The organism is Microbacterium aurum (assembly GCF_016907815.1).
Taxonomy (GTDB): Bacteria; Actinomycetota; Actinomycetes; order Actinomycetales; family Microbacteriaceae; genus Microbacterium; species Microbacterium aurum.
On sequence record NZ_JAFBCQ010000001.1, the window covers coordinates 3,316,503 to 3,342,745 of the forward strand.

At 71.8% G+C, this 26,243-nt stretch carries 25 protein-coding genes; 14 read left to right on the forward strand and 11 right to left on the reverse strand.

The features are described 5' to 3' along the window. Positions 1 to 2: 2 nt before the first annotated feature. Entirely contained in the window at positions 3 to 845 is an 843-nt protein-coding gene (locus JOD60_RS16135; RefSeq protein WP_076692264.1) for a universal stress protein, read from the reverse strand. Between the two features lie 467 nt (positions 846 to 1,312). Here JOD60_RS16135 and JOD60_RS16140 point away from each other — a divergent pair, with 467 nt between their 5' ends. The 3 genes from JOD60_RS16140 (at position 1,313) to JOD60_RS16150 (ending at position 4,582) form a co-directional block, all read left to right on the forward strand. Continuing rightward, the gene (locus JOD60_RS16140) at positions 1,313 to 2,314 is read left to right on the forward strand and encodes a glycoside hydrolase family 6 protein (protein WP_076691608.1); all 1,002 of its coding nucleotides are present in this window, start codon (positions 1,313 to 1,315) and stop codon (positions 2,312 to 2,314) included. Positions 2,315 to 2,341: 27 nt separating this feature from the next. After that, on the forward strand, positions 2,342 to 3,316 hold the full coding sequence (locus JOD60_RS16145; RefSeq protein ID WP_076692265.1) for a response regulator transcription factor: 975 nt from the start codon (positions 2,342 to 2,344) through the stop codon (positions 3,314 to 3,316). A gap of 279 nt (positions 3,317 to 3,595) precedes the next feature. Further along, entirely contained in the window at positions 3,596 to 4,582 is a 987-nt protein-coding gene (locus JOD60_RS16150; RefSeq protein ID WP_076691609.1) for a hypothetical protein, read from the forward strand. A gap of 305 nt (positions 4,583 to 4,887) precedes the next feature. Here the strand turns inward: JOD60_RS16150 and JOD60_RS16155 are convergent, their stop codons facing one another. Next, a complete protein-coding gene (locus tag JOD60_RS16155; RefSeq protein WP_076691610.1) occupies positions 4,888 to 6,315 on the reverse strand; it encodes a glycosyltransferase family 2 protein in 1,428 nt (475 codons plus the stop codon). A gap of 126 nt (positions 6,316 to 6,441) precedes the next feature. Here JOD60_RS16155 and JOD60_RS16160 point away from each other — a divergent pair, with 126 nt between their 5' ends. Further along, the gene (locus tag JOD60_RS16160) at positions 6,442 to 8,079 is read left to right on the forward strand and encodes a sensor histidine kinase (protein WP_076691611.1); all 1,638 of its coding nucleotides are present in this window, start codon (positions 6,442 to 6,444) and stop codon (positions 8,077 to 8,079) included. After that, the gene (locus tag JOD60_RS16165) at positions 8,072 to 9,172 is read left to right on the forward strand and encodes a hypothetical protein (protein ID WP_157127979.1); all 1,101 of its coding nucleotides are present in this window, start codon (positions 8,072 to 8,074) and stop codon (positions 9,170 to 9,172) included. The genes JOD60_RS16160 and JOD60_RS16165 overlap by 8 nt, the downstream gene beginning before the upstream one ends. Positions 9,173 to 9,210: 38 nt before the next feature. On the opposite strand, the gene JOD60_RS16170 is transcribed toward JOD60_RS16165, so the two are convergent. Then, positions 9,211 to 9,801 (reverse strand): hypothetical protein, encoded by a 591-nt coding sequence (locus JOD60_RS16170; protein WP_076691613.1) that lies wholly within the window; start codon positions 9,799 to 9,801, stop codon positions 9,211 to 9,213. A gap of 183 nt (positions 9,802 to 9,984) precedes the next feature. On the opposite strand from JOD60_RS16170, the gene JOD60_RS16175 reads away from it, so the two are divergent. From JOD60_RS16175 to JOD60_RS16195, 5 genes are all read left to right on the forward strand, one after another. Next, positions 9,985 to 10,758 (forward strand): response regulator transcription factor, encoded by a 774-nt coding sequence (locus JOD60_RS16175; protein WP_076691614.1) that lies wholly within the window; start codon positions 9,985 to 9,987, stop codon positions 10,756 to 10,758. Continuing rightward, positions 10,755 to 11,267 (forward strand): hypothetical protein, encoded by a 513-nt coding sequence (locus tag JOD60_RS16180; protein ID WP_076691615.1) that lies wholly within the window; start codon positions 10,755 to 10,757, stop codon positions 11,265 to 11,267. Before JOD60_RS16175 ends, JOD60_RS16180 begins: the two co-directional genes overlap by 4 nt. After that, a complete protein-coding gene (locus JOD60_RS16185) occupies positions 11,243 to 11,467 on the forward strand; it encodes an ATP-binding protein (protein WP_198159073.1) in 225 nt (74 codons plus the stop codon). Before JOD60_RS16180 ends, JOD60_RS16185 begins: the two co-directional genes overlap by 25 nt. 300 nt (positions 11,468 to 11,767) lie before the next feature. Next, the gene (locus JOD60_RS16190) at positions 11,768 to 12,190 is read left to right on the forward strand and encodes a hypothetical protein (protein ID WP_076691617.1); all 423 of its coding nucleotides are present in this window, start codon (positions 11,768 to 11,770) and stop codon (positions 12,188 to 12,190) included. After that, positions 12,187 to 12,546, forward strand: coding sequence for a DUF5615 family PIN-like protein (locus JOD60_RS16195; RefSeq protein WP_076691618.1), 360 nt, complete (start codon positions 12,187 to 12,189; stop codon positions 12,544 to 12,546). The genes JOD60_RS16190 and JOD60_RS16195 overlap by 4 nt, the downstream gene beginning before the upstream one ends. 3 nt (positions 12,547 to 12,549) lie before the next feature. On the opposite strand, the gene JOD60_RS17255 is transcribed toward JOD60_RS16195, so the two are convergent. Beyond that, positions 12,550 to 13,941 carry a PqqD family peptide modification chaperone gene (locus JOD60_RS17255; RefSeq protein WP_076691619.1) on the reverse strand — a complete coding sequence of 464 codons (1,392 nt, stop codon included), beginning with the start codon at positions 13,939 to 13,941 and terminating at the stop codon, positions 12,550 to 12,552. A 40-nt stretch (positions 13,942 to 13,981) separates the two neighbouring features. Here JOD60_RS17255 and JOD60_RS16205 point away from each other — a divergent pair, with 40 nt between their 5' ends. From JOD60_RS16205 to JOD60_RS16215, 3 genes are read left to right on the forward strand one after another with little or no spacing between them, the layout of a single operon-like run. Next, positions 13,982 to 15,472 carry a tyrosine-protein kinase domain-containing protein gene (locus JOD60_RS16205; RefSeq protein WP_076691620.1) on the forward strand — a complete coding sequence of 497 codons (1,491 nt, stop codon included), beginning with the start codon at positions 13,982 to 13,984 and terminating at the stop codon, positions 15,470 to 15,472. 9 nt (positions 15,473 to 15,481) lie between these two features. Next, a complete protein-coding gene (locus JOD60_RS16210) occupies positions 15,482 to 17,281 on the forward strand; it encodes a DUF4012 domain-containing protein (RefSeq protein WP_076691621.1) in 1,800 nt (599 codons plus the stop codon). 10 nt (positions 17,282 to 17,291) lie between these two features. Beyond that, the gene (locus JOD60_RS16215) at positions 17,292 to 17,831 is read left to right on the forward strand and encodes an LPXTG cell wall anchor domain-containing protein (RefSeq protein ID WP_076691622.1); all 540 of its coding nucleotides are present in this window, start codon (positions 17,292 to 17,294) and stop codon (positions 17,829 to 17,831) included. A gap of 275 nt (positions 17,832 to 18,106) precedes the next feature. On the opposite strand, the gene JOD60_RS16220 is transcribed toward JOD60_RS16215, so the two are convergent. From JOD60_RS16220 to JOD60_RS16230, 3 genes are all read right to left on the reverse strand, one after another. Beyond that, positions 18,107 to 18,796, reverse strand: a complete 690-nt coding sequence (locus JOD60_RS16220; protein ID WP_076691623.1) for an endonuclease/exonuclease/phosphatase family protein — start codon at positions 18,794 to 18,796, stop codon at positions 18,107 to 18,109. Between the two features lie 74 nt (positions 18,797 to 18,870). Further along, entirely contained in the window at positions 18,871 to 19,707 is an 837-nt protein-coding gene (gene truA, locus JOD60_RS16225) for a tRNA pseudouridine(38-40) synthase TruA (protein ID WP_076691624.1), read from the reverse strand. 78 nt (positions 19,708 to 19,785) lie between these two features. Beyond that, the gene (locus tag JOD60_RS16230; protein WP_076691625.1) at positions 19,786 to 20,676 is read right to left on the reverse strand and encodes a carbohydrate kinase family protein; all 891 of its coding nucleotides are present in this window, start codon (positions 20,674 to 20,676) and stop codon (positions 19,786 to 19,788) included. A gap of 125 nt (positions 20,677 to 20,801) precedes the next feature. On the opposite strand from JOD60_RS16230, the gene JOD60_RS16235 reads away from it, so the two are divergent. After that, a complete protein-coding gene (locus JOD60_RS16235; RefSeq protein ID WP_076691626.1) occupies positions 20,802 to 22,808 on the forward strand; it encodes an acyltransferase family protein in 2,007 nt (668 codons plus the stop codon). A 15-nt stretch (positions 22,809 to 22,823) separates the two neighbouring features. On the opposite strand, the gene JOD60_RS16240 is transcribed toward JOD60_RS16235, so the two are convergent. The 4 genes from JOD60_RS16240 to rpsK form a co-directional block, all read right to left on the reverse strand. Next, positions 22,824 to 23,906 carry a GNAT family N-acetyltransferase gene (locus JOD60_RS16240; RefSeq protein WP_076691627.1) on the reverse strand — a complete coding sequence of 361 codons (1,083 nt, stop codon included), beginning with the start codon at positions 23,904 to 23,906 and terminating at the stop codon, positions 22,824 to 22,826. Between the two features lie 146 nt (positions 23,907 to 24,052). Then, positions 24,053 to 24,661: a 50S ribosomal protein L17 gene (gene rplQ / locus JOD60_RS16245; protein ID WP_076691628.1), complete on the reverse strand. Its 609-nt coding sequence runs from the start codon at positions 24,659 to 24,661 to the stop codon at positions 24,053 to 24,055. A 47-nt stretch (positions 24,662 to 24,708) separates the two neighbouring features. Further along, positions 24,709 to 25,698 (reverse strand): DNA-directed RNA polymerase subunit alpha, encoded by a 990-nt coding sequence (locus JOD60_RS16250; RefSeq protein WP_076691629.1) that lies wholly within the window; start codon positions 25,696 to 25,698, stop codon positions 24,709 to 24,711. A gap of 116 nt (positions 25,699 to 25,814) precedes the next feature. Then, on the reverse strand, positions 25,815 to 26,213 hold the full coding sequence (rpsK, locus tag JOD60_RS16255; protein WP_005050490.1) for a 30S ribosomal protein S11: 399 nt from the start codon (positions 26,211 to 26,213) through the stop codon (positions 25,815 to 25,817). Positions 26,214 to 26,243: the final 30 nt, after the last annotated feature.

Consider the following 26,243-nt stretch of genomic DNA (forward strand, 5'->3'; position numbering starts at 1 on the left):
GCTCAGCGCACGACAGCGGTGACCGTCGCGAGCCGCGCCAGCACCTCCTGGCTGACCGAGCCGAGCAGGAACCGCGCCAGCGCCCCGCGCCCGTGCGTGCCGACGACGGCGAGCCGGGCCCCCTGCGCCCGCGCGTTGATCACGTGCGACGGATACCCGCGCTCCACGATCTGCTCCACCTCGAGGTCGGGATAGTCCGACGCGAGACCCGCCACGGCGAGCGCCAGCATCTCCTCGGTCGCGGCTTGCATGTTGCTGAGGTACAGCTCCGGGTACACCACCAGGGCGTTGCGCGGCGCCTCCACCGGCGTCCACACGCTGACGGCGATGAGCTTCTCTCCCACGCGATGGGCCTCGGCTGCGGCGAACCGCAGCGCGTGCTCCGACACGGGCGAGCCGTCGACCCCGACGACGACCCCCGACCGGCCGGCGGTCTCGAAATCGGGGACGACCACGACGGGGCACTTCGCGCCGGCCGCCAGACGGATGCCGTGGGCGCCCCGCGCGGGGCCGTCCCCCGGACCCCGGTAGTCGCTGCCGATCACCAGCAGCGCCGCCTGCTCGGAGGCGTCGATCAGCCGGGCGACGGGGTTGCCGACATCCACCCGCGTCGACACGTCGATGCCGCGCTGCCGCGCCCGGTCGGCGTGCCCGTCGAGCAGCTGCTGCGCTGCCGCGCGCGCCTCCTCGACGACGGCGTGCTCCCCCACCATGCCGATCGCGCCGCCCACCACGGCCCATAGCTCGAGCCGCTGCCCGGTCGCCGCGGCCCGGTCGATCGCCCAGTCCACGGCCCGTGTCGCCACCGGCTTACCGGTCACGCCGACGATGATCGTGCTGTTCATGAGTCCCATCCCTTCGTCGGGAGTTCCTGTCCTCCCACACTACGCGAGCCGCCCGCGCGCGGCGAGCGCACGGGCCGTGTCAAACCCGGGGGGATGCGGTCGGGCGCGGGCGGGCGCGGTGCCCGCAGCGCCCGCGCGCACCCGCCCATCCCGCCATGCCGAACCCTTACCCCTGGACCGAACCCTCGTCCCCAGGCACGCTTGAGCGTGAGGGTTCGCACCGGGAGCGAGGGTTCGGCGCGACCCACCGCGGACACAGGCCCGCCCGCCCCGCTCGACTGCCCGCGCGCGCCCGCCTCCGCCTGCCCGCGCCGTGCCTGCCCGAGCGCCCGTCCCGCCATGCCGAACCCTTACCCCTGGACCGAACCCTCATCCCCAAGCGCGCTTGAGCGTGAGGGTTCGTACCGGGAGCGAGGGTTCGGCGCGACCCACCGCGCACAGGGCCCGGCCCGCGTAAAGTCGGTCGGGTGACCCCCCGCACCCGCCGCCGCGCGCGGCTGGTCGTCGTCGCGGCGGCCATCGCCGTCGCCGCGGCTGCGATCGCGGCGATCGTCGGGACGGCGACGGGGCTCTTCCGCGGCGAGGCGCAGCCGCCCGGCCCCGGCACCCGGTTCGCGGTGCTCGCCGAGTCGGCGGCGGCCACGGCATCCGTCACCGCCACCGGCGCGGAGCGCGCCGCGGCCGACTACCTCGCCGCCCAGCCGACGGCCTACTGGCTCACCCCGGAGCGTGATCCGATCGGCACCGTGCAGGGCCGCGTCGCCGGACTCGCCGCCGAGGCCCGCGCCCAACAGGCCACCCTCGCGCTCGTGATCTACGGGCTCCCCGAGCGCGACTGCGGCAACCATTCCGCAGGCGGGCTGGATGCCGCGGACTACCCGACCTGGATCGGCGAGATCGCCGCGGCGCTCGCGGCGGCATCCGACGTGCCCGCGGTCATCGTCCTCGAGCCCGACAGCCTCGCCCTCGCGCCGGAGTGCGGAAACCTCGACGCGCGGGTGCCGCAACTACGTGCCGCGATCAGCGCGCTGCAGCGCCCCGGCACCTGGATCTACCTCGACGGCGGGCACTCGAACTGGCATCCGGCGGCGCAGACCGCGCAGCTGCTGCAGGCCGTCGGCACGGACGGCGTCCGCGGATTCGCCACCAACGTCTCGAACTTCAACGACACCGACGCCGAGGTCTCGTACGCACACGCGGTCGCCGCCGCGCTGCGCGATCTCGGCGCCGGCGACACGCACGCCCTCATCGACACCTCGCGCAACGGCGCCGGGTCGGACGGGCAGTGGTGCAATCCGCCCGGGCGGCGGGTGGGCGCGGCATCCGGCACCATCGGCGACGACGTGGTCGACACCAACCTCTGGATCAAGGTCCCCGGCGAAAGCGACGGGCCGTGCAACGGCGGCCCCGCGGCCGGACAGTGGTGGCCCGCCGCCGCGATCGAGCTCACACGCGATGCGCGCGGATAGCATGGCGTGACGACGGATGGAGATGCGATGAGTGACGACGCGGGGGAGTCGAAGACCGCCGTGGTGATCGAGGACGATCCCGACGTGCGTCACATGCTCGCCGACGTGCTCGAAGCGGCGGGGTTCTCCACCATCTCGGTCGGCAACGGCCTCGACGGCGTGCGCGCCGTGGAGACCTATCAGCCACTCATCACGACGCTCGACGTGAACCTGCCGGGCATCGACGGCTTCGAGGCGGCGCGGCGGATCCGCCAGCGCAGCGACACCTACATCATCATGCTCACCGGCCAGGGCGAGGAGGCCGACGCGGTGCTCGGCCTCGCCGCCGGCGCCGACGACTTCGTCACGAAGCCGTTCCGCCCGCGCGAGCTGCGGGCGCGGATCGAAGCGATGCTGCGGCGCCCGCGCAGCGGATTCCCGGGCGCAGCGGGCGGCGGGGCGACCGGCGGCGCCGGCGGCACCGCGCCGGGCGTGCCGGGTGCCGGGCGGCCGGGCGAACGCCCGCTGCCGGTGCAGGACCGGGTGGGCCCCTCGTTCCCCACCCGCACCGTCTCGCCGGAGACGGCATCCATCAACGCGATCGCCGCCGCGGCGGCCGATGCGCTCTCGGGCGGCCCCGCCGGCGAGGAGCTCCTCGTGCTCAGCGCTCCCCTGCAGGGGAACCCCGACCCGGAGTCGTGGCTGACCCACCGCGACCTGCAGCTCGACCCTGAGACCCGCATCGCCCGGATCGGCGACCGCGAACTCGAGCTCACCCGCACCGAGTTCGACCTGCTCGCCGCGCTGCTGGAGTCCAAGCGCCGGGTGCGCAGCAAGGCCGACCTCGCGCTCGTGCTGCGGGGCGAGTCGTACGTCACCACCTATTACGTGGGGGATGCCGACAAGCGCGCGATCGAGGCTCACATGACGAACCTGCGGCGCAAGCTCGGCGACGAACCCACCAACCCGCGCTACATCGAAACGGTCCGCGGCGTCGGCTACCGCCTCACCTCCGACCACTGACCGCGGCATCCGCCCGGGGTACGTCCGGTCCGCGGTCCGTCCGGGGTCTGTCCGGCATCCGCCCGGTCCGCGGTCTGTCCGATGCCGAACCCTCACCCACCCGCCGAAACCTCATCTCTGCGCGCGTCCGGGGGTAAGGGTTCCGCCCAGGGATCAGGGTTCGGCAAGAGGAGCGGCGCGCGGCATCGCCCTCTCCCCAATCGGCCGGTCGTACGAGTTGTCCACCGATCGGGGGGTGGCGGCATCCGCACGGGAGTCAACGGGCCCACAGTCGTACGCATGAACGTGTCCGAAGCCCGCGCACACGTGCGCACCCATGTCCAGTTGCGCGCCGCCGGCAAGACGAACCGGGGCATCGTCGCGGACGTGAAAGCGAACCGCCTGCACAAGCTGTCGCGTGGCCTGTACGTCGACGGTGCTGCGTGGCAGGCCGCGAAGCCCGAGGGGCAGGAGCTGATCCGGACGGTCGCCGCGCACGGCCGCATGCGTGGCGGGAGCGCCGTCTTCGTGGCCACGTCCGCAGGCGCGGTTCAGCAGCTGCCGCTGCCGCGACTGTTTCTGAAACGGACGCATGTCGCCGCGCCCCGGGCCAACGGCCAGGTCGAGGCCTCAGCGCCCTTCGTGGCCAGGCACGCGGTCACGATCGCACCCGAAGACGTCGTCGAGGTCGACGGCATCCCGTGCACCAATCTCGCGCGCACCGTCGCCGACCTGCTCCGCACAACGCCTGCGGAGACCGGGATCAGCGCCATCGACGCCGCCATGCGCCAGCGAGCGTGGGATGCCGAGACCCGCACCTACGACGAAGAGGCCGCCGAGCAGTTCCGCGACGAGGTCGCTCGCCACCTGCGTTCCGGCTCCCGCGGAGTCGTGCAGGCTCGACGACTTCTGGCCATCGCCGACGGCCGAGCGGACGGCCCGGGCGAGAGCATCAGTCGGCTCTATCTGATCGAGTTGGGATTCCTGCGGCTGCGACTCCAGGTCGCCGTCCCGGGCCCGAAGGGCCACGACTACCACGTCGATTTCGGTCTCGACGACGCCGGGGCGTGGGGCGAGTTCGATGGCGCCGGTAAATACACCGACGCCGCACTGCGCCGCTTCGGCGAAACCGCGGAAGACGTCGTCCGCCGCGAAAAGGCCCGCGAGGACTGGATTCGCGGCGTCACCGGCATGCGAATGGTGCGGTGGGAGTGGGCGCACATCGCCAGCGCGGAAACCCTCCGACGCCGGCTCGCCGCCTTCGGCGTCTTCCCGCCGACGCGCTGACCTCGGCTCCGCCGTCGGGCTGGCCCCCGCTCCGCCGTCGGGCGGGCTCCGGCTCCGCCGTCGGGCGGCCGGACCGGGCGGGTGGTTTCGGTCGATCGAGGCGGCGAACCCTTACTCCCCCACCGAAACCTCACCGCTGGGCGCGTCTGGCCGTGAGGGTTCGGCCCAGGGATGAGGGTTCGGCGAAAAGCGCCCGCGGGCGCACGGACCCCGGGACGCACGGAAGCCCCGGCGCGCGTGGCGACCGGGGCTTCCGCTTCGACGCCGCTCCCCAGGGGCGTCTGTTGACCGAGTGGCGAGCCCGGTCAGACCTTGTAGCCGTGCTGGCGACGCACGAGCTTGAGAAACATCGACAGCGTCTGCATCACCGTGATGATCCCGACGATCGGCCACCCCACCCACAGGATGGTCGACTGCACCATGACGGGCAGCATCGTCCAGGTCACCGCGATGGCGATCGCGACGGCGATGACGATGACGAACGGCGCCCAGTACCCGTTGCCGCCGCCGCGCTCGGCCTTGGCCTGCAGCGCCCAGTTGTCGACCTTCTTGCGCGACAGGAACCGCGTCCACGACCGCAGGAAGTGGCTGATGCGCACCCACATGTAGAGCTCCGCGGGGAACATCAGCACCGCGAACAGCACGTCACGGGCATCCCGCTCCTTCATCGTCATCGCGATGCGCAGGTTCAGCAGCACCGCGACCACCGGCGGCAGCAGCCACCACGGCGAGAACACGAACGCGTGGATGGACAGCGACCCGGCCAGCAGCGTCAGGAACGCCACACGGACGAAGAAGTTGGTCAGCATGGAGAAGTTCTCCAGCCACCGCAGCCGCAGGTTCGGGTGGAACGGCTGCCCCTTCGTGTCGCCGCGCTGACCGGGCCACATCAGTTCGATCGCGCCGTAGGTCCACTTGACCTGCTGCGCGTCGAGGCTGCGAAGCGTCGTCATCCCGCCCACGTGGGCGCGGGAGAGCGGATTGATCTTGGTGAGGTAGCCGGCGCTCTTGATCTGCAGCGACAGGAGCGAGTCCTCCACCTCGCTGTCCTTCACCCACGGCGAGGACTGGTGGTTCTCGCGCATCACGTCGCGCAGCGCCTTCGTCGAGAAGATCGACAGCTGCCCGCCGAGCACCGCCATGTTGCGGCCGCGCAGCAGGTTCTGCATGTTGAACGCCGCGAACTGCGAGCGCTGCCCGGCGATGAGGAACTTGCCGATGAGACCCTTGATCGGCTTGTCGTCGATTGTGTACACCGCCGAGATCCCGCCAATGCGGGTGTCCGAGACCGCCTCGGACTCCAGGAACTCCACCGCACGCGGATCGGCGACCGTGTCGCCGTCCACGCCCAGCAGGTACTCGTAGCCCTCGACCAGCGCGTAGCCGTAGTTCAGCGCCCCGACCTTCTTGTCGGGGTTCTTGCCGATGTCGTGCACGAACACCTCGGTGAACTGCGGGCCGAGTTCGGTGTACAGCTCGTGCGGGCCGGCGTACTGCGAGGCGATCTTGACCGTGGCATCCGTCGTGTTGTTCACCACGACGTGGATGACGTCAGGCACCCGGGTCTGGGCGAGCAGGCCCTCGATGACGGCCGCGATCGACTCCTCCTCGTTGTAGGCGGGGATGACGCAGCCGATCGTCGAGCGGTGCGTCGAGCTGTCGTCGAGCACGGACTCGAAGTCCTCCGGGAAGTGGTGGTCCGCGGCGAGCATGATGTCGGTCGAGGTGGTCATGGCTCCACTGTGGCGGCCCGACCGCAACGAACACCCCGGCCCTGCGCGAGCGATCCGCAAGATTTCCGCAAGAGATCCGCAGGATGCCGACGTGAAAGCGCTCCCGAGGCTGGATAGACTCGCGCCATGGCCACGGTGGAGACCATGACGCTCAGCGCTCCCGTGACCGGTCCGAGTGGCCGCACCCGGTCGATCTGGCTGTGGCAGCTGTCGCTGTCGGCGGTCGTGGTCGTGCTGATCCTCGCCGTGCTCGTGCTCGTGCCCGAGCTACTGGCGACGCCCACGATGGGCGGCGGCGTCGCGATGATCCTCGCGCTCACCCTCATCACGATGGTCGTGCCGTGGCACCGGGCGAGCTCGACCCTCGTCGGCCTCCTGCCGCTCGCCGACATCCTCGCCATCGGCCTGCTCACCTTCGGTGGCGACCTGCGGTTCGGGTTCCTCTGGGTGTTCCCGCTCGCCTGGTACGCCAGCCACTTCCGCCTGGCGTGGATGGTCTCCGCGCTCGCCCTCGTCGCCGCGATCATCGTGTTCGACGCGCTCACGCACAGCCCCAGCCCCTTCAGCACGCTGCGGTTCCTCGTGGTGCTGCTGTCGCTGACCTTCATCTCCATCACGATCTACAACAGCGCCCGCCGCTCCGCCGCCTTCACCCGGCTGCTGCGTCGCCAGAGCGAGCGCCTCGAGGCGACGCTGGAACGCGTCCGGGCGCAGGAGCGTCGCGTCAACCAGGTGCTCAACGGACTCGACTCCGCCATCACCCGCGTCGACCGCGACGGCCGGCTGCTCGGCGTCAACGACGCCTACATCGCCCTCTACAGCATCGACCACCGCGACACCTCTCGGCCGGCGACCTCGGTCGAGTACGACGACCGAGGCGGGCGTGCCCTGCGTGAGAACGAGCGCCTCGCCGCGCGCGCCGCCCGCGGCGAGATCTTCAGCGACGAGCGGCTGTGGCTCTACGACGCCGAAGGCCGCTGGCACATCCTGTCGGCTTCCACCCGCGAGCTGGTCAGCGGCCCTGGCGAACCCGACACGACGCTCCTCGTCGTCCGCGACGTCACCGAGGCGGTCGAGACCGAGAACGCACGCCGGAGCCTCGCCACGACCGTCACTCACGAGCTCGCCAACCCGCTCACCGCGATCATCGGGTACACCGACCTGATGCTCGAAGACGCCACCACCGGCACCGACCGCGAGCGCCTCGAGCTGATCGACGCGGCCGCCGCGCGCATGGAGCGGCTCATCGCCGAGGTTCTCCGCGCCGGTGGGCACCAGCCGCGCAGCGACCAGCGGCGCGACGTGGACCTGCAGGCGCTGCTGGCGGCATCCGTCGAGTCGTTCACGCCCGCCGCCACCGCCGGCGACGTCGCCCTGGTCCTCCATCCCGCCCCGCCGACGCCGATCGTGGCCGACGGCTTCCGGTTGCGCCAGATGTTCGACAACCTGGTGAGCAACGCCGTGAAATACACCCCGCGCGCCGGCACCGTCGACGTCGCCGTCAACACCGAGGGGACGGATGCCGTGGTCACGATCACCGACACCGGCATCGGCATCGGCGCCGACGACCTGCCCCGCATCTTCGGCGACTACTTCCGCGCCGAGACCGCCCGCGAAGCCGGGCTGCCCGGCACGGGCCTCGGCATGGGGATCTCCCGCGCCATCGTCGAGGAGCACGGCGGCACCCTGGAGCTCACCAGCGAACCCGGCGCCGGCACGACGGCCACCGTCCGGCTGCCGCGGGGTGAGGACCACCATGACTGACGTGCAGGTGCTGCAGATCGCGCAGTGCGTCATCGCGACGATCGCGACCATCTGCATGGTCGGCCTCGGCTTCCTCTACCGCCCGGGGCGCGCGACGACGCTGTGGTCGCTCACCTTCATCCTCGCCATGGCGACGTCGTACACCGACGTCGTGGCGACCATCCTCGGCTCCGACACGCTGCGCCGCGCCGCCCTCGGGCTGCTGCTGTGCGCGCCGGGGCTCATCTGGGCGGGACTGCGCGCCTACCGCGGCGCCCGCGCCCACAGCTGGATCGCCCTCCTCGCGGGAATCGCCGGGGCGATCGCGCTGGCCACGCTCAGCGACACCGCGTACCCGTGGGGTGTGCGCGCCGCCTACGCGGTCTCGGCCGTGTTCGCCGCTCTGACCACGCTCGAGCTCGTGCGCCGGCCGGAGCGCGGCGGCGGCACGTCGTTCCCGCTGTCGCTGTTCTCGCTGCTGTTCGTCGCGGTCGGGATCACGACGGCGAGCGCCGGCGCGCTCACGACCGACGAGACCGACCTCGCGTCCCTCCGGCTCGTCAACGGCTTCGGCATGCTCGCGTACATCACGTGCGCGCTCGTGACGCTGCTCTTCCTCGCCCGGGGCGGTGCGGTGGACGCGTCGCGCGGGGTGTTCCCCGAGGTCGCCGCCGAGCGCCTGCGCCGCGCGCAGGCCGCCGGCGAGCGGTCGTGGGCGCTGCTGTATGTGCGCGTCGACGACGCGGCCGACCTCCGCGCCGTCCGCGGTGACGCCGGCTACGCGGCCGTCCTCGCGGCGGTGCACGACGACATCTGCGAGGCGTTCCCCACCGAGGCCGACATCGGACGCGTCGCCCTCGACGCGTACGCGGTGCTCGTCGCGCAGCCGCCGACGGTGCTCCGCGAGCGGGTGCGCACGCTGCTGCGCACGATCGCCGCGCCCGAACCGACGCAGGATGTCAGCGTGTCGGCATCCGTCGGCTGGGCCGGGGTCGCGGAGCAGGGATACGCGCTGGACGACCTCCTCGCCGCGGCGCGGACGTCGGCGAGCGCCGCGGCCGGGGCCGGCGGCGACCGGTGGGAGCGGGCGGTGGGCCGGGCCGCGGCCGACTGAGCGTCCGACCCGGGGTCGCGCCGGTCGGCCTCGCCGGATCAGCCGCGCGCGATCGCGACGGTGAGGGTGTCGGTGGCGGTCTGCTTCGCGTATTCGGTCGAGGTGGGCGTCGTCTGCACGAGGAAGTCGTACGTGAACTCGAGCGTCACAAACGTCGCCTCGGCGGGCACCGCGCCGACCGTGAACACCTGAGAGTAGCTGTACGGGCTCAGCACCAGATAACCCGGAGCGGTCGTCGCCTGGTCGACCTGCGGGGCGAGCGGGTCGAGGCTGCCCGCCGCGTTGCCGGGCACGGCCACCATCGTCGCCTTCTGCAGGTACACCTTCTGCCCGTCCGAGGGTGTCACCGTGGTCACGAGCGACAGCTTGACGGGCTTGAGCGCCGAGGCCGTCCACTTGTCCATCGTGAGATCCGACCAGTAGTCCACCGTCGCGGCGACCGCCCCGGCCGTGAGGGAGCGCTGGGTGGAGCCCGTCGACAGGTCGTTCGGAACCGGGGTCGGCGGGGTCGTCGCCGTCGCGCTGGCATCCGGCGATGCGGTCGGGTCCGCCCACGGCGGCGCCCCGCAGCCGGTGAGGCCGATCGCCAACGCCGCGATCGCCGCCGCAACCGGTATCCGCTTGCCCATTTCTGCCCCTCCCGACCCGTGCCGGTCAGTCTATGTCGTGACCGCGACGGTGACGGTGGCGGGGCCGGAGCCGGATTTGAGTCAGCATTGAGTCAGCGCTGAGCCGGCGCAGAGTTTACGGCATAGGCAACCCCGACCGTTCTGGCACAATCGACCTATCCATCACATGAGCGGGAGATCGGCATGAGCGATCACGCGCCGGCGCAGACCGCCGTCGTCATCGATGACGACCCCGACGTCCGCGACCTGCTCGTCCAGGTGCTCTCCAGCGCCGGCTTCTCCGTCATCGCCGCCGAGAACGGCTACGACGGGGTGGAGGCGGTCTTCGCACACAACCCCGACATCACGACGCTCGACGTGAACATGCCCGGCATCGACGGCTTCGAGACCGCCCGGCGCATCCGCGAGCGCAGCGACACCTACATCATGCTGATCACCGCGCTCACCGACGACGCCGACGCGATCCTCGGGTTCAGCGTCGGCGCCGACGACGTCGTCACCAAGCCCTTCCGTGCCCGCGAACTGCGGGCGCGGGTGCTGGCCGCGCAGAAGCGCCGCACGGCACGATCCGCGGGCGCCCCGGCATCCGTCGCCGCGCCCGCATCAACGCCGGTCGGCGTGCTCGTGGGAGCCAACGGGCTGGAAGTGCATCGCAGCACCCACGCCGTCACCCTCGATGGTGAACCCGTCATCCTGACCCGCACCGAGTTCGAGCTGCTCGCGACGCTCCTGGAAGCGGCGCCCGAAGTCCGCAGCAAGGCCGACCTCGTGGGGGCGCTGCGCGACGAGCCGGCTGGCTCGATCCGTGTGACGGATGCCGACGAGCGCGCGATCGAGACTCATATGACGAATCTGCGCCGCAAGCTCGGCGACAGTGCCGCCGAGCCACGGTTCATCGAGACCCTGCGCGCCGTCGGCTACCGGGCACTCGTGCCCGACCGCTCCGCCGTGCGATGAGCCCGGCGTCCGTCCGCACGCGCTCGATCTGGCGATGGCAGCTGATCCTCGCCGCGGCGACGGTCAGCGTGACAGCCACGATGGCGGTGCTCGACCCGGCGCGGCTGACGGAGCCTGCGTTCCCCGGCGGGAGCATCGCGGTCGTCCTGCTCACCGCGGTCACCCTTCTGGTGCCGTGGCAACGGGTGCCGCCGGGAGGAGCGCTGCTGCTGCCGCTCGCGGGCATCGTCGCGATCGGCGTCCCGTCCTTCGGCGGACAGACCCGTGCGTCGCTGCTGTGGGTCTTCCCCATCGCCTGGATCGCTACCTACTACCCGATGCCGGCGCTCGGCGCGGCGCCCGGGCTCATCGGGGTCTTCCTCACGGTCGACGCCTTCGTCGGCGACATGCAGCCGGCGCTCGTGCAACGGGCTGTCATCGTGCTGCTCTGCCTCGGATTCATGGGCGTGACGATCAGCGTGCGGCATCCGAGATGCTCGTCGTCGTGGCGGACACCGGAATCGGCATGAATGCGCACGACCGCGACCGGCTCTTCGAGCGCGGGTACCGCAGCGACGCGGCGCGGGCATCGGGGATCCCCGGTGCCGGCATCGGCATGGCCGTCGTCGGTGAGATCATCGAACAGCACGCCGGTTCGTTGAACGTGGAGTCGGCGATCGGCCGCGGAGCGTCACATCGGTGGGTGCCGACGTCAAGGGCAAACGCGTGATCACGTTGTCGTATTCGGGCTCACTCACGGCAAACCCCTCGCAGAATACGGGAGGTACCGTCTTGCAGGTACCCCTCGCAAGCGTCCCCTCTTCTGGTGGCTCGATTTCGATGTCAGCGTGGGCAACGAACTCCAACACGATTAGCGCAGCGACGAGTATCAGCTGACGATCTCTGGCGACGGCACGGTACAGGAGCCGGCACTCGCGGCACCCGCGCGGATGCAATCCGTCACGCGTCGGGCGAGCGGCGACTCCCTGGGCCCGCACCGCGGCGCGCAGGACGCGCTACAATGTAGTGCATGGGGAGTTCGCCACTGTCGATCCGGTTCGACGATGCCGTTCTGGAACGGCTCCGTCGTCGCGCGAGCGCGCGGGACGCGACTGCCTCGGGCTGGGCGCAGCGCCTCGTGGATGAAGGGTTGCGGCAGCAGGAGTTTGTGGGCATCGTCTTCCGCGACGGCCCGTCCGGGCGGCGAGCGGGGCTGATGGGCGGTCCGGATGTCTGGGAGGTCGTCTCCGCGGTGCGCGGTTCGGACCAGCGCGGCGATGCCGCGATCGTCGCTGCGGCGCGTGATCTCGATCTGAGCGTCGCGCGCGTTCAGACGGCCGTCGCGTACTACGGTGCTCACGCGGAGGAGATCGACGCCGAGATCGTTGAGAACGAGATCGCCGCGGACGAAGCTCTCCGGGCGTGGCGCGCTCAGCAGCAGCTTCTCTCGTGACGGAGCGGCTGCTGCTCGACGAGCACTATTCAGGGTCGATCGCCGACGCCCTCCTGGAGCGGGGTCACGACGTCATCGCCGTCGTCGCCGACCTCGACCTCCGCGGAGCGAGCGACGCCGAGGTCTACCGATGGGCAGCCGAGAACGACCGCCGCGTGGTCACGGAGAACGTCAAGGACTTTCGACCGTTGCTGATGCAGGCTCAAGCGTCGGATGGCCCTGCAGCCGCGCTGCTGCTCGTCTCTCCGCGCCGGTTCCCGCGTGGGCGCGGAGACCGAGCATCGGCGATCATCGCCGCGCTCGAGACATGGCTGGAGGCCGGCGAGCCGCGTCCGATCGAGGATTGGCTGGCCTGAGTGTCACCGCTCGGAAACGAAACCAGAGTCGCGGAGATCGATGAGGAACGCCTCGACGTCGCGACTGATCCCGTCCGCGTCGATGCCTGCCGCGTCGGCGACCCGCGTGACGATCACCGCCGCCGTCCCGTCAGACGGATCGTCGGCGAGTGCGCGCCAGATGAGCCCCGCCGATCCCTCCAATATCCGCGTCTGCGCGTCGGGCGCCGCGAGCGACAGAACAGCGATGCGATCGCCGCTGTCGAGCCACGCCACGTCATCGCGGATGCACCAGGCCTGCTCGACGGTCTCGCGCACCAGTCCCGCGGCCACCAGCTCGTCGACGGCGCCGCGCACAGCGGCGCCGGCCGCACCGTCGTCCGGCGCACCATAGGCGTCTATGGCGGCGTCGACCAGGTCGCCGAAGGGCGCACCGGACGCGGCACGCCACAGCGCCGGCGCGATTCCCGCCAGCATCTGCACGGCGCCCTCGCCCTCACCCTCGGCGTCGGTCTGCAGGATCGCGATCCGGTCGGGATCGGTCAGCGCCACGGCGTCGATGATGGGCGTCCGCGCGTAGCCCGCGGAGGCTCGCGGCACCGGCACGGACAGCATGCCGTCTGCGGCGGGATGCCACGGCATCTCAGCCCCGGAGGCGACCAGATTCTCGACGATTCGCGACAGCGCCGTCGCCTCGCTGTAGACCACGCGGCGCACGCCGCCGACGGCGGAGACATGGGCGGCGAGCTGCTGCAGCGGGCGGTCGAGGTCGGGCAGGAAGCTCGTCTGCGAGACGAGCTCTTCGAGCGCGTCGCCGAGGTCGAGCGTCTCGATGACGGGCTCGTCGGCGGCATCCGGACGCCGATCCAACAGCACGATCGCGGCGAGCTGCAGCGGAGCGTCGGGCAACCCCGCGAGACCGAGCTCGGCCGGCGAGCGCTGTGCCTTGGGGTACGCACCGCCCTCGATGATCGAGAGCGGCTTGCGGTACGGGTACACGCGACCGTCGCGATCAATCGCCACGGTCTCATCCGAGACGTAGCCGAGCTGCGCGCCGAGCACGCGCGACGCCGTCGTCTTGCCGCGCCCCGACGGGCCCACCAGCACGAGCACCCGCCCATCGGGGAGTGCCAGTCCCGCGGCATGGAGCATCCACAGCCGCCCGCGCTGCGTCGTGATCGCCACGAGCGTCACCCGTTGCGACAATCGCTCCAGCAGCTGCGGGAGGTCGGACTCGTCGCCCGCCTCGCGGACGAGAATCACGACTTCTTCAGCGGACGACCCGGAGCGTGCCCGGTCGGACACTACGGCATCCCGCCAGGCGGCGCGGACGGCGGATGCCTCGGCATCCGTCGTGCCGGTCGTATCGAGCACGACAGGAACACCCAGCGCCTCGATGAGAATGCTCTCACCCACAGGCGCTAGTGTACGGATGGACTGAGGGGCAGCACACACGATGGAACTCCGGGACTACCTGCGCATTCTGCGTGCGCACTGGCTCGGCATCGTGCTGCTCACGCTGCTCGGCGCCGCCGTCGCGTTCGGGTACAGCGCCCTCCAGCCGCGGGTCTACACCGCGTCGGCGAGCGGCATCGTGCAGGCCACCGGCGGTGGCACCGACGTCGGTTCGTCGCTCGTGGGCAACCAGCTCGCGCAGAGCAAGGTCTCCTCGTACGTCGACATCGGCGGATGGCGCTCGGTCGCCGAGCATGCGATCGACGAGCTGGGCCTCGACACGACACCGCAGGCCCTCGTCAGCCACGTCAGTGTGAGCAATCCGCTCGACACCGTCATCATCAACGTCTCCGCCGACGCGGACTCGCCCGAGGCCGCCCGCGACCTCGCCGAGGCGTGGATCGACGGTATGGTCGCCGAGATCAACAACCTCGAAACGGGAGACTCCGACACCGCCGGCGCCGTCACCCTCGTGGCCGGTCAGGCGGCGGCGCTCCCGTCGGCACCGTCGTCACCGAATGTCCGGCTGAACATCGCGCTCGGCACCCTCATCGGCCTCGCCCTCGGCATCGGCTACGCCGTCATCCGCCACGTGCTCGACCGTCGCGTTCGCCACCCGCGCGACATCGAGCGCGAGACCGGGGCCGCCGTCGTCGGCACGATCCCGCTCGAGAAGCAGCTCACCGGCACCCGGCGCGTGTTCGCGTTCGACGGGTCCTCCCCCGAGTCGACCTCCACCGCCATCACCGAAGCCATGCGCGAGCTGCGCACCAACCTTCAGTTCATGGACGTCGACGACCCGCCGCGGATCATCGTCGTCTCCAGCCCGCTGCCCGGCGACGGCAAGTCGACGACCGCCGCAAACCTCGCGCTCGGCCTCGCCGCCGCCGGCCAGCAGACGGTGCTCATCGACGCGGATCTCCGGCGCCCCGTCGTCGGCTCGATCTTCGGTCTTCCCGAAGGCGCAGGGCTGACCGATGTCCTCGCCGCACGCGCCACCCTCGACGACGTCATCCACCGCGCCGACGCCAGCGGTAATCTCCTCGTCCTCACGGCGGGCCGCATCCCCCCGAACCCGAGTGAGGTGCTCGGCTCGCAGCGCATGCGCGACCTGCTCTCGAGTCTCGCCCGCACCGCGACGGTCATCGTCGACTCGCCTCCCGCGATCCCCGTGACGGATGCCGCAGTGCTCTCCACCGCGGCGCACGGGGTGCTGCTGGTCGTCTCGGCCGGGCGCACGACCTACGAGATGCTGCAGAAGGCCCTCGAGAACATCGCTCGCGCCAACGGCCGCGTGCTCGGCGTCGTCCTGAACAAGGTCCCCCGCCGCGGCGGCGAAGCCGGCTACTACGGCTACCAGTACCGCGGCGACTACGACTCCACCGCGCCCACAGCCGCCCACCGCACCGGCGAAGCCGCCCCCGCCGACGAGGCCGCCGGCAGCACGCCGCGTGCGCGCCGACGCGGCAAGGTCACAGCCCCCTCCCCGTAGGGTGGTGAGGTGACTTCGCCCTCGCCGATCCCCGCGGCCGCCCGCACCGCGGGCCGCGTCTTCGCCTGGGTCGTCGGGGTCCTCCTGGTGCTCGCCGTCCTCGCCCTCGCGTGGGTGGGCGTCCGCGGCGCGATGGCCTACGGGCATCTCCGTGACGCGCAGCGCACCGCCGCCGGCGCCGCCGCCGTGCTCAGCGACCCGACGGCCGCCGCCGCGGTCGTCTCGGACCTGTCCGCCGACACCCGCGCGGCGCGCGAGCTCACGAGCGACCCCGTCTGGCGTGCCGCAGAGCACCTCCCCTGGGCCGGTCCGCAGCTCGCCGCCGTCGCCACCGTCGCGAGCGCGATCGACGACGTCGCCTCCGACGCGCTGACGCCGCTCAGCGAGGTTGCCGCGAGCTTCTCCCTCGACGCATTGCGACCGGTCGACGGGCGCATCGACCTCGCGGCGTTCACCTCCATCGAGGATGCCGCGGTGACGGGCGCCGACGGCCTGGCGCACGCCGCGGCATCCGTCGACGCCATCGACCGCTCCCCGCTCCTCGCGCCCGTCCGCGACGGGATCGACGAGGTCGGCACGCTGCTCGAGTCGACGGCCCAGACCACCGATGCCCTCGCGCGCGCCACCGCGCTGCTGCCGGCGATGCTCGGCGCGGACGGGCCGCGCAACTACCTCGTCGTGTTCCAGAACAACGCGGAGTGGCGCTCGCTCGGCGGCATCGTCGGCGCGATGTCGATGATCCACACCGAAGACGGCACGCTGCAGTTGGCGGCGCAGGGGTCGTCGTCCGACTTCGCCCGCTACGACGAGCCCGTGCTCGATCTCGGGCCCGATCTCACCGGCATCTACGGCGCGCGGCCGGCGAAGTTCATCCAGAACGTCACGCAGGTCCCTGACTTCTCCGTCACCGGAGCGCTCGCCCGCGAAATGTGGCTGCGCGAGACCGGCACCGCCGTCGACGGCGTGATCTCCATCGACCCGGTCGCCCTGTCGTACCTGCTCGCCGCCACCGGCCCCGTCGACCTGCCCACCGGCGACCAGCTCACCGCCGACAACGCGATCGACCTGCTGCTGAACCAGGTGTACATGCGGTACGAGAAGCCGGCCGATCAGGACGCCTTCTTTGCGGCGGCCGCCGCATCCGTCTTCGCGAAGCTGTCCTCGGGAGCCGCCGACCCGACGGCCCTCGTGGCGGCGCTCAGCCGCGCGGGCGATGAGCGCCGACTGCTGCTGTGGAGCGCGATCGCGGCCGATCAGGACATCCTCGCCGGCACGACGCTCGTCGGCCCCCTGCCGCTCGACGACGACACCCAGCGCGGCTTCGGGGTGTACCTCAACGACGGCACCGGCTCGAAGATGGACTTCTACGCGGGCCAGTCCACCACCCTCGCGTGGGACTCGTGCGCCGCGGCACCCGACGGCACCGCAACCGGGGAGATCACTCTCACGGTCACGATCAGCAATGATGCCCCCGCGGATGCCGCGACCTCCCTCCCCGACTACATCACCGGTGGCGGGGGCTTCGGAGTCGCACCAGGACTGGCGAAGACCGTCGGCTACCTGTACCTGCCGGCCGGCGCGGAGTTGATCGCCGCGTCGATGTCGGACGGCGGCGGGTTCGGCGGCGGGTTCCATGACGGCCGTCAGGTGATGTCGTTCAGCGCGCTGCTGGCGCCCGGCGAGGCCACCACCGCGACGCTGACGGTGCGGCTGACGAGCCCCGGACCGGCCGCCGCGGTGGCGTGGATCACGCCGACCGTCGACCCCGACGCGCCCACCGCTTTGGCGGCCACGTGCCCCGTCGCCTAGACTTCGGCCTATGACCCGCCGCACCCTCCACGCCGCCCTGGCCGCCGCACTCGTCGGCGCCGGGCTGTTCGCGGCGCCCACCGCGGCGCAGGCCAGCACGATCTACCCGCCCTCCGACGCGTGCCAGGTGAGCCCCAGCACCGCAGCTCCGGGGGCGTCGTTCGCCTTCTCGTGCGCCGCCGACACGTTCGGCGCGAACGAGCCGGTGAAGATCACCATCACCGGCGAGAACGGCAGCGGCGCGACGTTCGGCTTCGTCCGTTTCGCCGTCACCACCGGCGCGTACGACACCACGTCCGGCGCGGAGGGGCAGCTGCCCGACACGACCATCACGCTTCCGTCGGACGCCTCGGGCATCTACAACATCGCCGCCGTGTCGGCGACCTCCGCCGGCGGCACCGCCAGCGTGACGGTCAGCGCCGTCGACGGCTCCGCGCTGCCCTCCACCGGTGGCGACGGGCTCAATGTCGCCCTGTGGGCCGGCGGCGGCGTGCTGCTGCTCGCCGGCGGCGCCATGGCGATCATCGCCGCGCGCCGTCGCTCGCGCTGACAGTACCCGGACCCCCGGGCCATACCCCGCCTCCTGCGTCCCCGGCTCCCGCCAGCCGCCTCCCGGCTCCCGGCTCCCGGCTCCCGCCGAACCCTCGTCCCCGGGCCGAACCCTCGCCCTTGGACGCGCTTGGGCGTGAGGGTTCGGCACAGGGGTGAGGGTTCGGCATAGTGGCTGCACCCGGGCACGTGCCGGCCAGATCGTCCCGCCCCAGCTTGGAGACGCGCCCGCGCTGGGAACTCCGCCCGAGCTGGGGAGCAGGCCGGGGCGCGGGGTCAGGCCGAAGCCGAGACCGCCGCGCGCGGCGCCGCGGTCACGAGGATCGGCAGGTGGTCGCTGCGCCCCTGCGGCAGCGTCGTGATGGCGTCGATGTCGAAGCCGACGCTCGTGGCGAAGTCGTAGTGGCCCTTGAAGAACTTGTAACGCGTGTAGGTGCGGGCATCGCTGAGCGTCAGCTCGTAGCCGGCCTCGCGGACCTTCTGCCCGAGGTTCTCCTTGAACACCGGATAGTTGTAGTCGCCGACCATGAGGATCGGCAGCTTGTCGCCCAGCGTCGACAGCTCGCCGAGCGCCGCCTCGATCTGCTTGCGCCGCAGAGAGTTGAGCGCCGTCAGCGGCGCCGCGTGGAAGCTCGCCACGATCACCTCGCGGCCGCGGTCGATGTCCCGCAGCCGCACCGCCAGCATCCGCTCCTCCGCCGGCTTGAGGACCATGTCGTGCAGCGACTTCTTCAGCGCGAGCGAGCGCACCTCGAGCGCTTCGTACGTGTTGCGCCGGTAGTAGACGGCCAGTCCCAGCCGGTTGCGGGCCGTCGCTTCGGCCAGCTGCAGCCCGGAGATCGCGGCGGGCAGATCGCCGGTCACCGCCTCCTGCAGGCACAGCACGTCGGCGCCGGTGGACTCCACGAGGTCCTCGAGCTCACCCGCCGCCTTGTGCTTGTTGAGGTTGTACGAGATCAGCTTCATCGTGCGATCAGCCTAGGCTCCGGTGCTTTGAATCCGCTCGATCTTCACGGCGGGTGCCGCCGCACGGCATCCGCTCAATCCTCGTCGAGCCGGCGCACGGCCCGGGTCTGCTCGGCGCGGCTCTCCAGGAGCTCGTCCGCCGGATACCCCACCTCCGTCAGGGTCAGCCCGCGCGCGGCGAGGACCTTCACGTCCGGCGTGCGCACGCCCTCGTCGCGGATGTCGGCAACGTCCTCGACGTCGAGCTTGCCCTCCCCCACCGCCGCGCACGCGCCGACGAGTGCCCGCACCATGCTGTGGCAGAACGCGTCGGCCTTCACCTGGGCGATGAGGATGCCGCGGTCATCACGACGCCACCCGAAATCCAGCAGGGTGCGGATGGTCGTGGCCCCCTCGCGCCACTTGCAGTAGGCCGCGAAGTCGTGGAGGCCGATGAGCGAGCGAGCCGCAGCATCCATCGCCTGCTCGTCCAGCCGAGCGCTCACCGTCGTCGTCCGGTGGCGCTCGAGCGGGTCGTAGCCGGCCACCCGGTCGGCGATGCGGTACTCGTAACGCCGCCAGACCGCCGAGAACCGCGCGTCGAACCCGGGCGCGGCGACGGCGGTGCGGTGCACCGCGATGTCGGGATACTGCCCCAGCACGCCGTTGATCCGGGCGGCGAGCGCCTCGGGCGTGCCCGCGCGGCTGGCCGCGAGCCGCCGCTGCTGCGCCTCGGTGAGATCCAGGTGCGCGACCTGGCCGGACGCGTGCACCCCGGCATCCGTCCGCCCCGCGACGACGAGTTGCACCTCACCGCCCAGGAGGCGGGAGATCGCGGCCTCGAGGGTGCCCTGCACCGTCCGGAGCTCCGGCTGACGCGCCCACCCGCGGAAACCGGTGCCGTCATAGGCGAGATCCAGGCGCAGCCGCACGCAACCAGCGTAGCGGGCGCTCTCCCGCCGGGCGTCAGGCGAGACTGACCACCGGTCCGGGTTCCCGAGCCCCGGGCGTCAGGACGACAGCGCCGCGTCGACCTCGGCGCGCGTGGGCGGGTTCGCGCCGGCGCGCGACACCGTGATCCCCGCGGTGACGGCGGCCCGCTGCAGCGCCGACCGGAACAGCGCGGGATCGTCGAACACGGCCGCGTCGTCGAGCGCGCTGGAGATGAGGCTCGCCATATAGGCATCGCCCGCGCCGATCGTGTCGGCCACCGAGACCGCCAGCGCGTCGACCTCGGCGACGCCGCCGGGGCCGAGCCCGATCGCCCCGTCGCCGCCGCGCGTCATGACGACCACACGCGGACCGTACGCCGCGATCTGCTCGAGCACCTCGGTGGCGCCGAGACCGGGATACAGCCACGCCGCATCCTCGTCGCTGAGCTTGACGAGGTCGGCGGATGCCGCGGCCTCCGCGAACCGGTCCCGCGCCCCCTCCCGCTCGCCGACGAGGGCCGGCCGGATGTTCGGGTCGAGGGTGACGAGCGCGCGACCGGACGCAGCCCGGAGGGTGTCGCGCACGGCGGTGCCGCCGGGCTCGAGGAACAGCGCGATCGAACCGGTGTGCACCGCCGCGACCCCGTCGAGCGCGGCCACGGGCACCGCCCAGTCGATCGCGAAGTCGTACTCCGCCGAACCATCGGCGCGCAGGCGTGCGCGGGCGGTGGACGTCGCGGCATCGGTCCACGACGCCTCGTCGATCGCGGCGCCCGACGCCCGCACCTGCGCCGCGATGCGCTCGCCGCGCGCGTCGCGGCCCAACCGTGTCAGCAGCCGGACGTCGTGCCCCTGACGGGCGAGCCCGACGGCGACGTTGGCGGGGCTGCCACCCACGAGCTCCTGGTCGCCGTCGGGACGGACGACGATGTCGATCAGGGCCTCACCGATCACGAGTGCAGTGTCCATGAGGTCAGTCTGGCGCACGTCGACGGGGAGTCCACTCCCAGGTGCGATACGTACACTGGAATCCCGACGCGCACCGCTCGCGATGCCCCTCCCGCAGCCCCGCCGCTTTCTCCCCTTCCTGGTTTATGACGACACCCACCGCGCCCCGTTACGCCGGGCTCGACGGCCTGCGCGCCGTCGCCGTGCTGCTGGTCGTGATCTACCACCTGTTCCCGGCGTGGTTCCTGCACAGCGGCTTCGTAGGCGTCGACGTCTTCTTCGTCATCTCGGGGTTCCTCATCACGTCGCTCCTGCTGCGGGAGCGCGCGGCCACGGGGCGCATCGCGCTGCGCGCGTTCTGGACCCGCCGCGCGCGGCGGCTGCTGCCCGCGCTCGCTTTCGTGGTGACGGTGAGCGCCACGCTCGCGTGGGTGATCGGCGGCGACGTGCTCGTGGGCCTCGGCCGACAGGTGCTCGGCGCGGCGACGTTCTCCTACAACTGGACCTCGATCGGCGCAGGCGCCAGCTACTTCGGCAGCGCCGAGCCCGAGCTGCTGCGCAACCTCTGGTCCCTCGCCGTCGAGGAGCAGTTCTACGTCCTCTGGCCGCTGCTGCTGCCCGTGCTCCTCCTCGTGCGGAGGCCCTGGCTGCGCGCCCTGGTCGCTCTCGCGCTGGCCGCGGCATCCGCCCTCTGGGGCTTCGCCGTCGCGGGCGACGCGCTGACGCGGGCGTACTACGGCACCGACACGCACGCCTTCGGCCTGCTGATCGGCGTGGCCCTCGCCGTCGGCACGGGCGCGGGAGGACGGCGCCCCGCGACGGGATGGACCCGGGTCGGGATGCCGGTGGCCGGCGCCCTGGCGCTCGTCGCCCTCGTCGCGGTCGCGTCGGTCCCCGGCGGCGCCGACCTGTACCCCGCCATCCCGCTGGCGGCGTCGCTCCTCACCGCGGTCGTCATCGCCGCGGCGACCGCGCCCGGCGCGTGGCTCGGCCGCGCCCTGGACGTCGCGCCGCTGCGCTGGATCGGCGAACGGTCGTACGGCATCTACCTGTGGCACTGGCCGCTCGTCGTGCTGGTGACGCTCGCGGCCACCGGCGCGTTCGTCGACACCGCGATCCCCGTGGCCGCGGGCCTCGCCGCGGGCGTGCTCACCCTCGCGCTGTCCGCCGTGTCCTACCGGATGCTGGAGCAGCCCATCCGCCGGCTCGGCTTCGCCGGCGCCGGGCGCGCGGTCATGGCCCGGCTGCGCTCCACGCCGGTGCGCCGTTTCGGCGCGATCGCCTCGCTCACCGCGGGCCTGCTCGTCGTGGGCGGGACCACCGCCGCGGTCGCCGCCGCACCGGCCGTCTCTTCGAGCGAGGCCGTCGTCGAAGCCGGCCGTCAGGCGCTGACCGCGGCATCCGTCGCCCCGGCGCCCCCGCCCGGAGAGGGCGCGACCGGCACGACCCCGCCGCCGGATGCCGCCGCCACGGAAGCGGCCGGAGCGGGCGCCACGGGCACTCCCGGTCCGGAGGGCGTGGGGGGCGCCGACGCGGCCGCCACGGACGGCCTGAGCGTCCCCGATGCGGACGGTCGGCCCCGTCCCCCCGCACCCGCTGCCGTCGACGGCACCCGTGTCACGGCGGTCGGCGACTCCGTCATGCTCGCCTCCGCCGCCGGGCTCCTCGCCCGCCTGCCCGGCGTCCAGATCGATGCCGAGGTGTCGCGGTCGATGTGGGCGGGCGACACGATCGTCCAGCAGCTCGCGGCGCAGGGTGCACTGCGGGAGTACGTCGTCGTGGGCCTCGGGACGAACGGCCCCGTCGATGCGCAGGCGCTGCAGCAGATCTACGACGCGATCGGCCGCGACCGCACGCTCGTGCTCGTGAACGCCGCAGCGCCGCGCGACTGGATCCCCGGCGTCAACAGCGACCTCGCCGCCTTCGCCGCCACCCACCCCGGCGTCGTCGTCGCGGACTGGGCACAGGCCATCGCCCCGCACCCCGACATGCTCGCCGGCGACCGCATCCACCCCGGCCCCCAGGGCGGTGGCGTCTACGCCGACACCGTCGCCGCCGCGATCGACAGCGTCGCCAATCAGCGCGCCGAGGTCCGATACCAGGTCGAGCTCATCCGCTGGGCGGCCGACGAGGCGCTGCGCGCTGCCGGCTGACCCCTCCGGCTCGCGTCAGATCTTCTTCACGAGAGCCACCGACCGCTCCGTCGCGACGAAGCCCAGCCGCTCGTAGAGCGTGTTCGCTCCCGTGGGGCTCGCGGTGTCCACGTCGAGCACGGCCTTCGCCAGCCCGGCGTCAGCGATCGCCTGCAGCGCGCCCGAGATCACGAGCGGAGCGAGCCCTCGCCGGCGGTGCTCTCGTACGACGCCGATGAGATCGATGTACGCGTGGGAGGCGCCGAGCGTCGCCCAGTCGTCCTCGTTGACCGAGACGAGGCAGAACGCCGCGATCGCCCCGTCCGCGTCGACCACGAGCCGCGACAGGTCGGGGCAGAAGAACTCGCCGCCGACGAACTTCGCCCAGGTCTCCGGCTGGCTGTCGAGGCTCCCCCAGTGGTCACGGAACGCGTCGTTGCGCGCCTGCCGGGCGTCGTCGTCACGATCATGCGTGTACGGCACGACGCACATGCCCGCCGGCGGGGTCAGGGCACCGACCGGCTCGGACTGGTCCCGCACCATAGACGAGAACCAGCGCTCCGCGCGGAAGCCGAGCCCCTCCGCGATGCGCCGGCTGCCGAGGTCCGTCTCCTCGGCGTACGACTTCACCTCGGCCGACCACGTCGTGTCGGCCGTGTCGGCCACTGCACTCGCGGCCTCCGCCAGCTGCTGCAGCGCGCGCGACAGCTGCCAGCCGTAGACCCGCGCGCCGATGCCGTGCCGCCGCAACGCCGGTACGACCGCGCCGCCGAGGTTCACGGTGAGTTTGCCCTGGCGGGACGGATGCAGGAACGCGCTCCCGAACGCGACCGGCTCGCCGTCGACGCCGAACCCGATGATCGTGTCGCGGGTGTGGTCGATGTGCGGCAGGTCGAACGTATCGGCGACCTCTTCCCGCGGCGTTGTCCACGTCGGGTGGTCGACCCGGTCGGCGGCGGCGAGCACGCCGTGGATCGCGTCGACGTCGTCGGGCGTCGCCATCCGCCACACCGGCACGTCGCCCGTGGGAGGAAGAAGCGGAAGTTCTCCGGTCGCGGCTCCCGCGGCATCCGCCCCTCGCGCCGCAGTGATCCGCTCGATCAGGCTCGTCTCAGTCACCTCGCCACTGTAGCCGGGTCGCCGCGCCCCGATCGCCCGCCCGGCGCCGGGTCGCCCCCGCCCCCACCCTCGCCCGGGCATGCGAAAGACCCGCACCCGCTGTCGATGACAGCGTGGGTGCGGGCCTCTCGCGTTCGGCGGGTGCCTTACTTCTCGACGGCGTCCTCGGCCGCAGCCTCGGCGGCCGCACCCTCCTCCTGCGACTCGGCGCCGGCCTCGGCACCGGAGTCCGCAGCGGCGACCTCGTCGGCAGCATCCTGAGTCTCGTCGGCCTCGGCGACGGCCTCGGTGGCCTTCTCCTCGGCCTCGTCCGCGGCGGGAGCCGCCGCGGCGGCCGGAGCCGACTTCCCTTCGACAGGCTCAGGACGGCGCTTCGCACTCTTGGGCTTCGGGTTCACCGGCTCGAGAACGAGCTCGATGACAGCCATGGGCGCGTTGTCACCCTTGCGGTTGCCGACCTTCGTGATGCGGGTGTAGCCGCCCTCACGCTCGGCGACCAGCGGCGCGATCTCCGCGAACAGGACGTGCACGACTTCCTTGTCACCGATGACCGACAGCACCCGGCGACGGGCGTGCAGGTCGCCGCGCTTGGCGAAGGTGATGAGGCGCTCGGCGAGCGGACGCAGGCGCTTGGCCTTGGTCTCGGTCGTCGTGATCGAGCGGTGCGTGAACAGCGCCGCGGCGAGGTTCGCGAGCAGCAGACGCTCGTGGGCGGGACCGCCTCCGAGGCGGGGACCCTTGGTGGGCTTGGGCATATCAGTTACTCCAGGTGGAAAGTGTCACAGAACCGGCGCGAGCCGGATCAGATGGTCTCGTCGTCGTAGCCGCCGTAGAAGTGGGCGCCGTCGAACCCGGGCACCGAGTCCTTCAGCGACAGGCCCAGCGAGATGAGCTTGTCGCGCACCTCGTCGACCGACTTCTGACCGAAGTTGCGGATGTTCATCAGCTGCGTCTCGCTCAGGGCGACGAGCTCGGACACCGTGTTGATGCCCTCGCGCTTGAGGCAGTTGTAGGAGCGGACCGACAGGTCGAGGTCCTCGATGGGCATCGACAGCTCGCCCGAGACGACCTCGGCGACCGGCGCGGGGCCGATCTCGATGCCCTCGGCCTCGACGTTCAGCTCGCGGGCGAGACCGAACAGCTCGGTCAGCGTGCGACCGGCCGACGCGACAGCGTCGCGCGGGGTGATCGAGGGCTTGGCCTCGACGTCGAGCACGAGCTTGTCGAAGTCGGTGCGCTCACCGGCACGCGTCGCGTCGACCCGGTACGACACCTTCAGCACGGGCGAGTAGATCGAGTCGACCGGGATCTGACCGGCCTCGGCGTACTCGTTGCGGTTCTGCGTGGCCGAGACGTAGCCGCGGCCGCGCTCGATCGTGAGCTCCAGCTCGAAGCGGGCCGCGTCGTTGAGCGTCGCGATGACGAGCTCGGGGTTGTGCACCTCGACACCGGCGGGAGCGGAGATGTCGGCGGCGGTGACCTCACCGGCGCCGGTCTTGCGCAGGTACGCCGTGATGGGCTCGTCGCGCTCGGACGAGACCACGAGCTGCTTGATGTTGAGGATGATCTCGGTGACATCCTCCTTCACGCCCGGGATGGTGCTGAACTCGTGCAGCACGCCGTCGATGCGGATGCTGGTGACCGCCGCTCCCGGGATCGAGGAGAGCAGGCTGCGCCGCAGGGCGTTGCCGATCGTGTAGCCGAAGCCGGGCTCCAGCGGCTCGATGATGAACCGGCTGCGGAATTCGCCGATCTTCTCCTCGGTCAGAGTGGGACGCTGTGCAATGAGCACTATGTGTTCCTTTCCGTCACGTGCCCGCTATATGACACGTGCGATTAGCAAGAGATTTTGAGTTGTGTAAAGACGAACCGGACGGATGCCGCGACACGCGGCATCCGTCGGCGGGATCAGACGCGGCGGCGCTTGGGGGGACGGCAGCCGTTGTGCGCCTGCGGGGTGACGTCCGAGATCGAACCCACCTCGAGGCCGGCGGCCTGCAGCGAACGGATCGCGGTCTCGCGGCCCGAGCCCGGGCCCTTCACGAAGACGTCGACCTTCTTGACGCCGTGCTCGGCGGCCTGACGGGCGGCCGACTCGGCCGCCATGCCGGCGGCGTACGGCGTCGACTTGCGCGAGCCCTTGAAGCCCACGCCACCCGAGGACGCCCAGCTGATGACGGCGCCCGACGGGTCGGTGATCGAGACGATCGTGTTGTTGAACGTCGACTTGATATGGGCCTGGCCCAGCGCGATGTTCTTCTTCTCCTTGCGGCGCGGCTTGCGCGCGGCGGTCTTGGCCTGTGCCATGAGTCTGTTCTCCTAAACCTGTGAACCCGG

Excerpts from the sequence above, each read along its gene's own strand:
- JOD60_RS16135 (WP_076692264.1), bottom strand. The coding sequence starts at position 845 with ATGAACAGCACGATCATCGTCGGCGTGACCGGTAAGCCGGTGGCGACA.
- JOD60_RS16145 (WP_076692265.1), top strand. The coding sequence starts at position 2,342 with ATGAGTGACGACGCGGGGGAGTCGAAGACCGCCGTGGTGATCGAGGAC.
- JOD60_RS16150 (WP_076691609.1), top strand. The coding sequence starts at position 3,596 with ATGAACGTGTCCGAAGCCCGCGCACACGTGCGCACCCATGTCCAGTTG.
- JOD60_RS16155 (WP_076691610.1), bottom strand. The coding sequence starts at position 6,315 with ATGACCACCTCGACCGACATCATGCTCGCCGCGGACCACCACTTCCCG.
- JOD60_RS16160 (WP_076691611.1), top strand. The coding sequence starts at position 6,442 with ATGGCCACGGTGGAGACCATGACGCTCAGCGCTCCCGTGACCGGTCCG.
- JOD60_RS16165 (WP_157127979.1), top strand. The coding sequence starts at position 8,072 with ATGACTGACGTGCAGGTGCTGCAGATCGCGCAGTGCGTCATCGCGACG.
- JOD60_RS16170 (WP_076691613.1), bottom strand. The coding sequence starts at position 9,801 with ATGGGCAAGCGGATACCGGTTGCGGCGGCGATCGCGGCGTTGGCGATC.
- JOD60_RS16175 (WP_076691614.1), top strand. The coding sequence starts at position 9,985 with ATGAGCGATCACGCGCCGGCGCAGACCGCCGTCGTCATCGATGACGAC.
- JOD60_RS16180 (WP_076691615.1), top strand. The coding sequence starts at position 10,755 with ATGAGCCCGGCGTCCGTCCGCACGCGCTCGATCTGGCGATGGCAGCTG.
- JOD60_RS16190 (WP_076691617.1), top strand. The coding sequence starts at position 11,768 with ATGGGGAGTTCGCCACTGTCGATCCGGTTCGACGATGCCGTTCTGGAA.
- JOD60_RS16205 (WP_076691620.1), top strand. The coding sequence starts at position 13,982 with ATGGAACTCCGGGACTACCTGCGCATTCTGCGTGCGCACTGGCTCGGC.
- JOD60_RS16215 (WP_076691622.1), top strand. The coding sequence starts at position 17,292 with ATGACCCGCCGCACCCTCCACGCCGCCCTGGCCGCCGCACTCGTCGGC.
- JOD60_RS16220 (WP_076691623.1), bottom strand. The coding sequence starts at position 18,796 with ATGAAGCTGATCTCGTACAACCTCAACAAGCACAAGGCGGCGGGTGAG.
- JOD60_RS16230 (WP_076691625.1), bottom strand. The coding sequence starts at position 20,676 with ATGGACACTGCACTCGTGATCGGTGAGGCCCTGATCGACATCGTCGTC.
- JOD60_RS16235 (WP_076691626.1), top strand. The coding sequence starts at position 20,802 with ATGACGACACCCACCGCGCCCCGTTACGCCGGGCTCGACGGCCTGCGC.
- rplQ (WP_076691628.1), bottom strand. The coding sequence starts at position 24,661 with ATGCCCAAGCCCACCAAGGGTCCCCGCCTCGGAGGCGGTCCCGCCCAC.
- rpsK (WP_005050490.1), bottom strand. The coding sequence starts at position 26,213 with ATGGCACAGGCCAAGACCGCCGCGCGCAAGCCGCGCCGCAAGGAGAAG.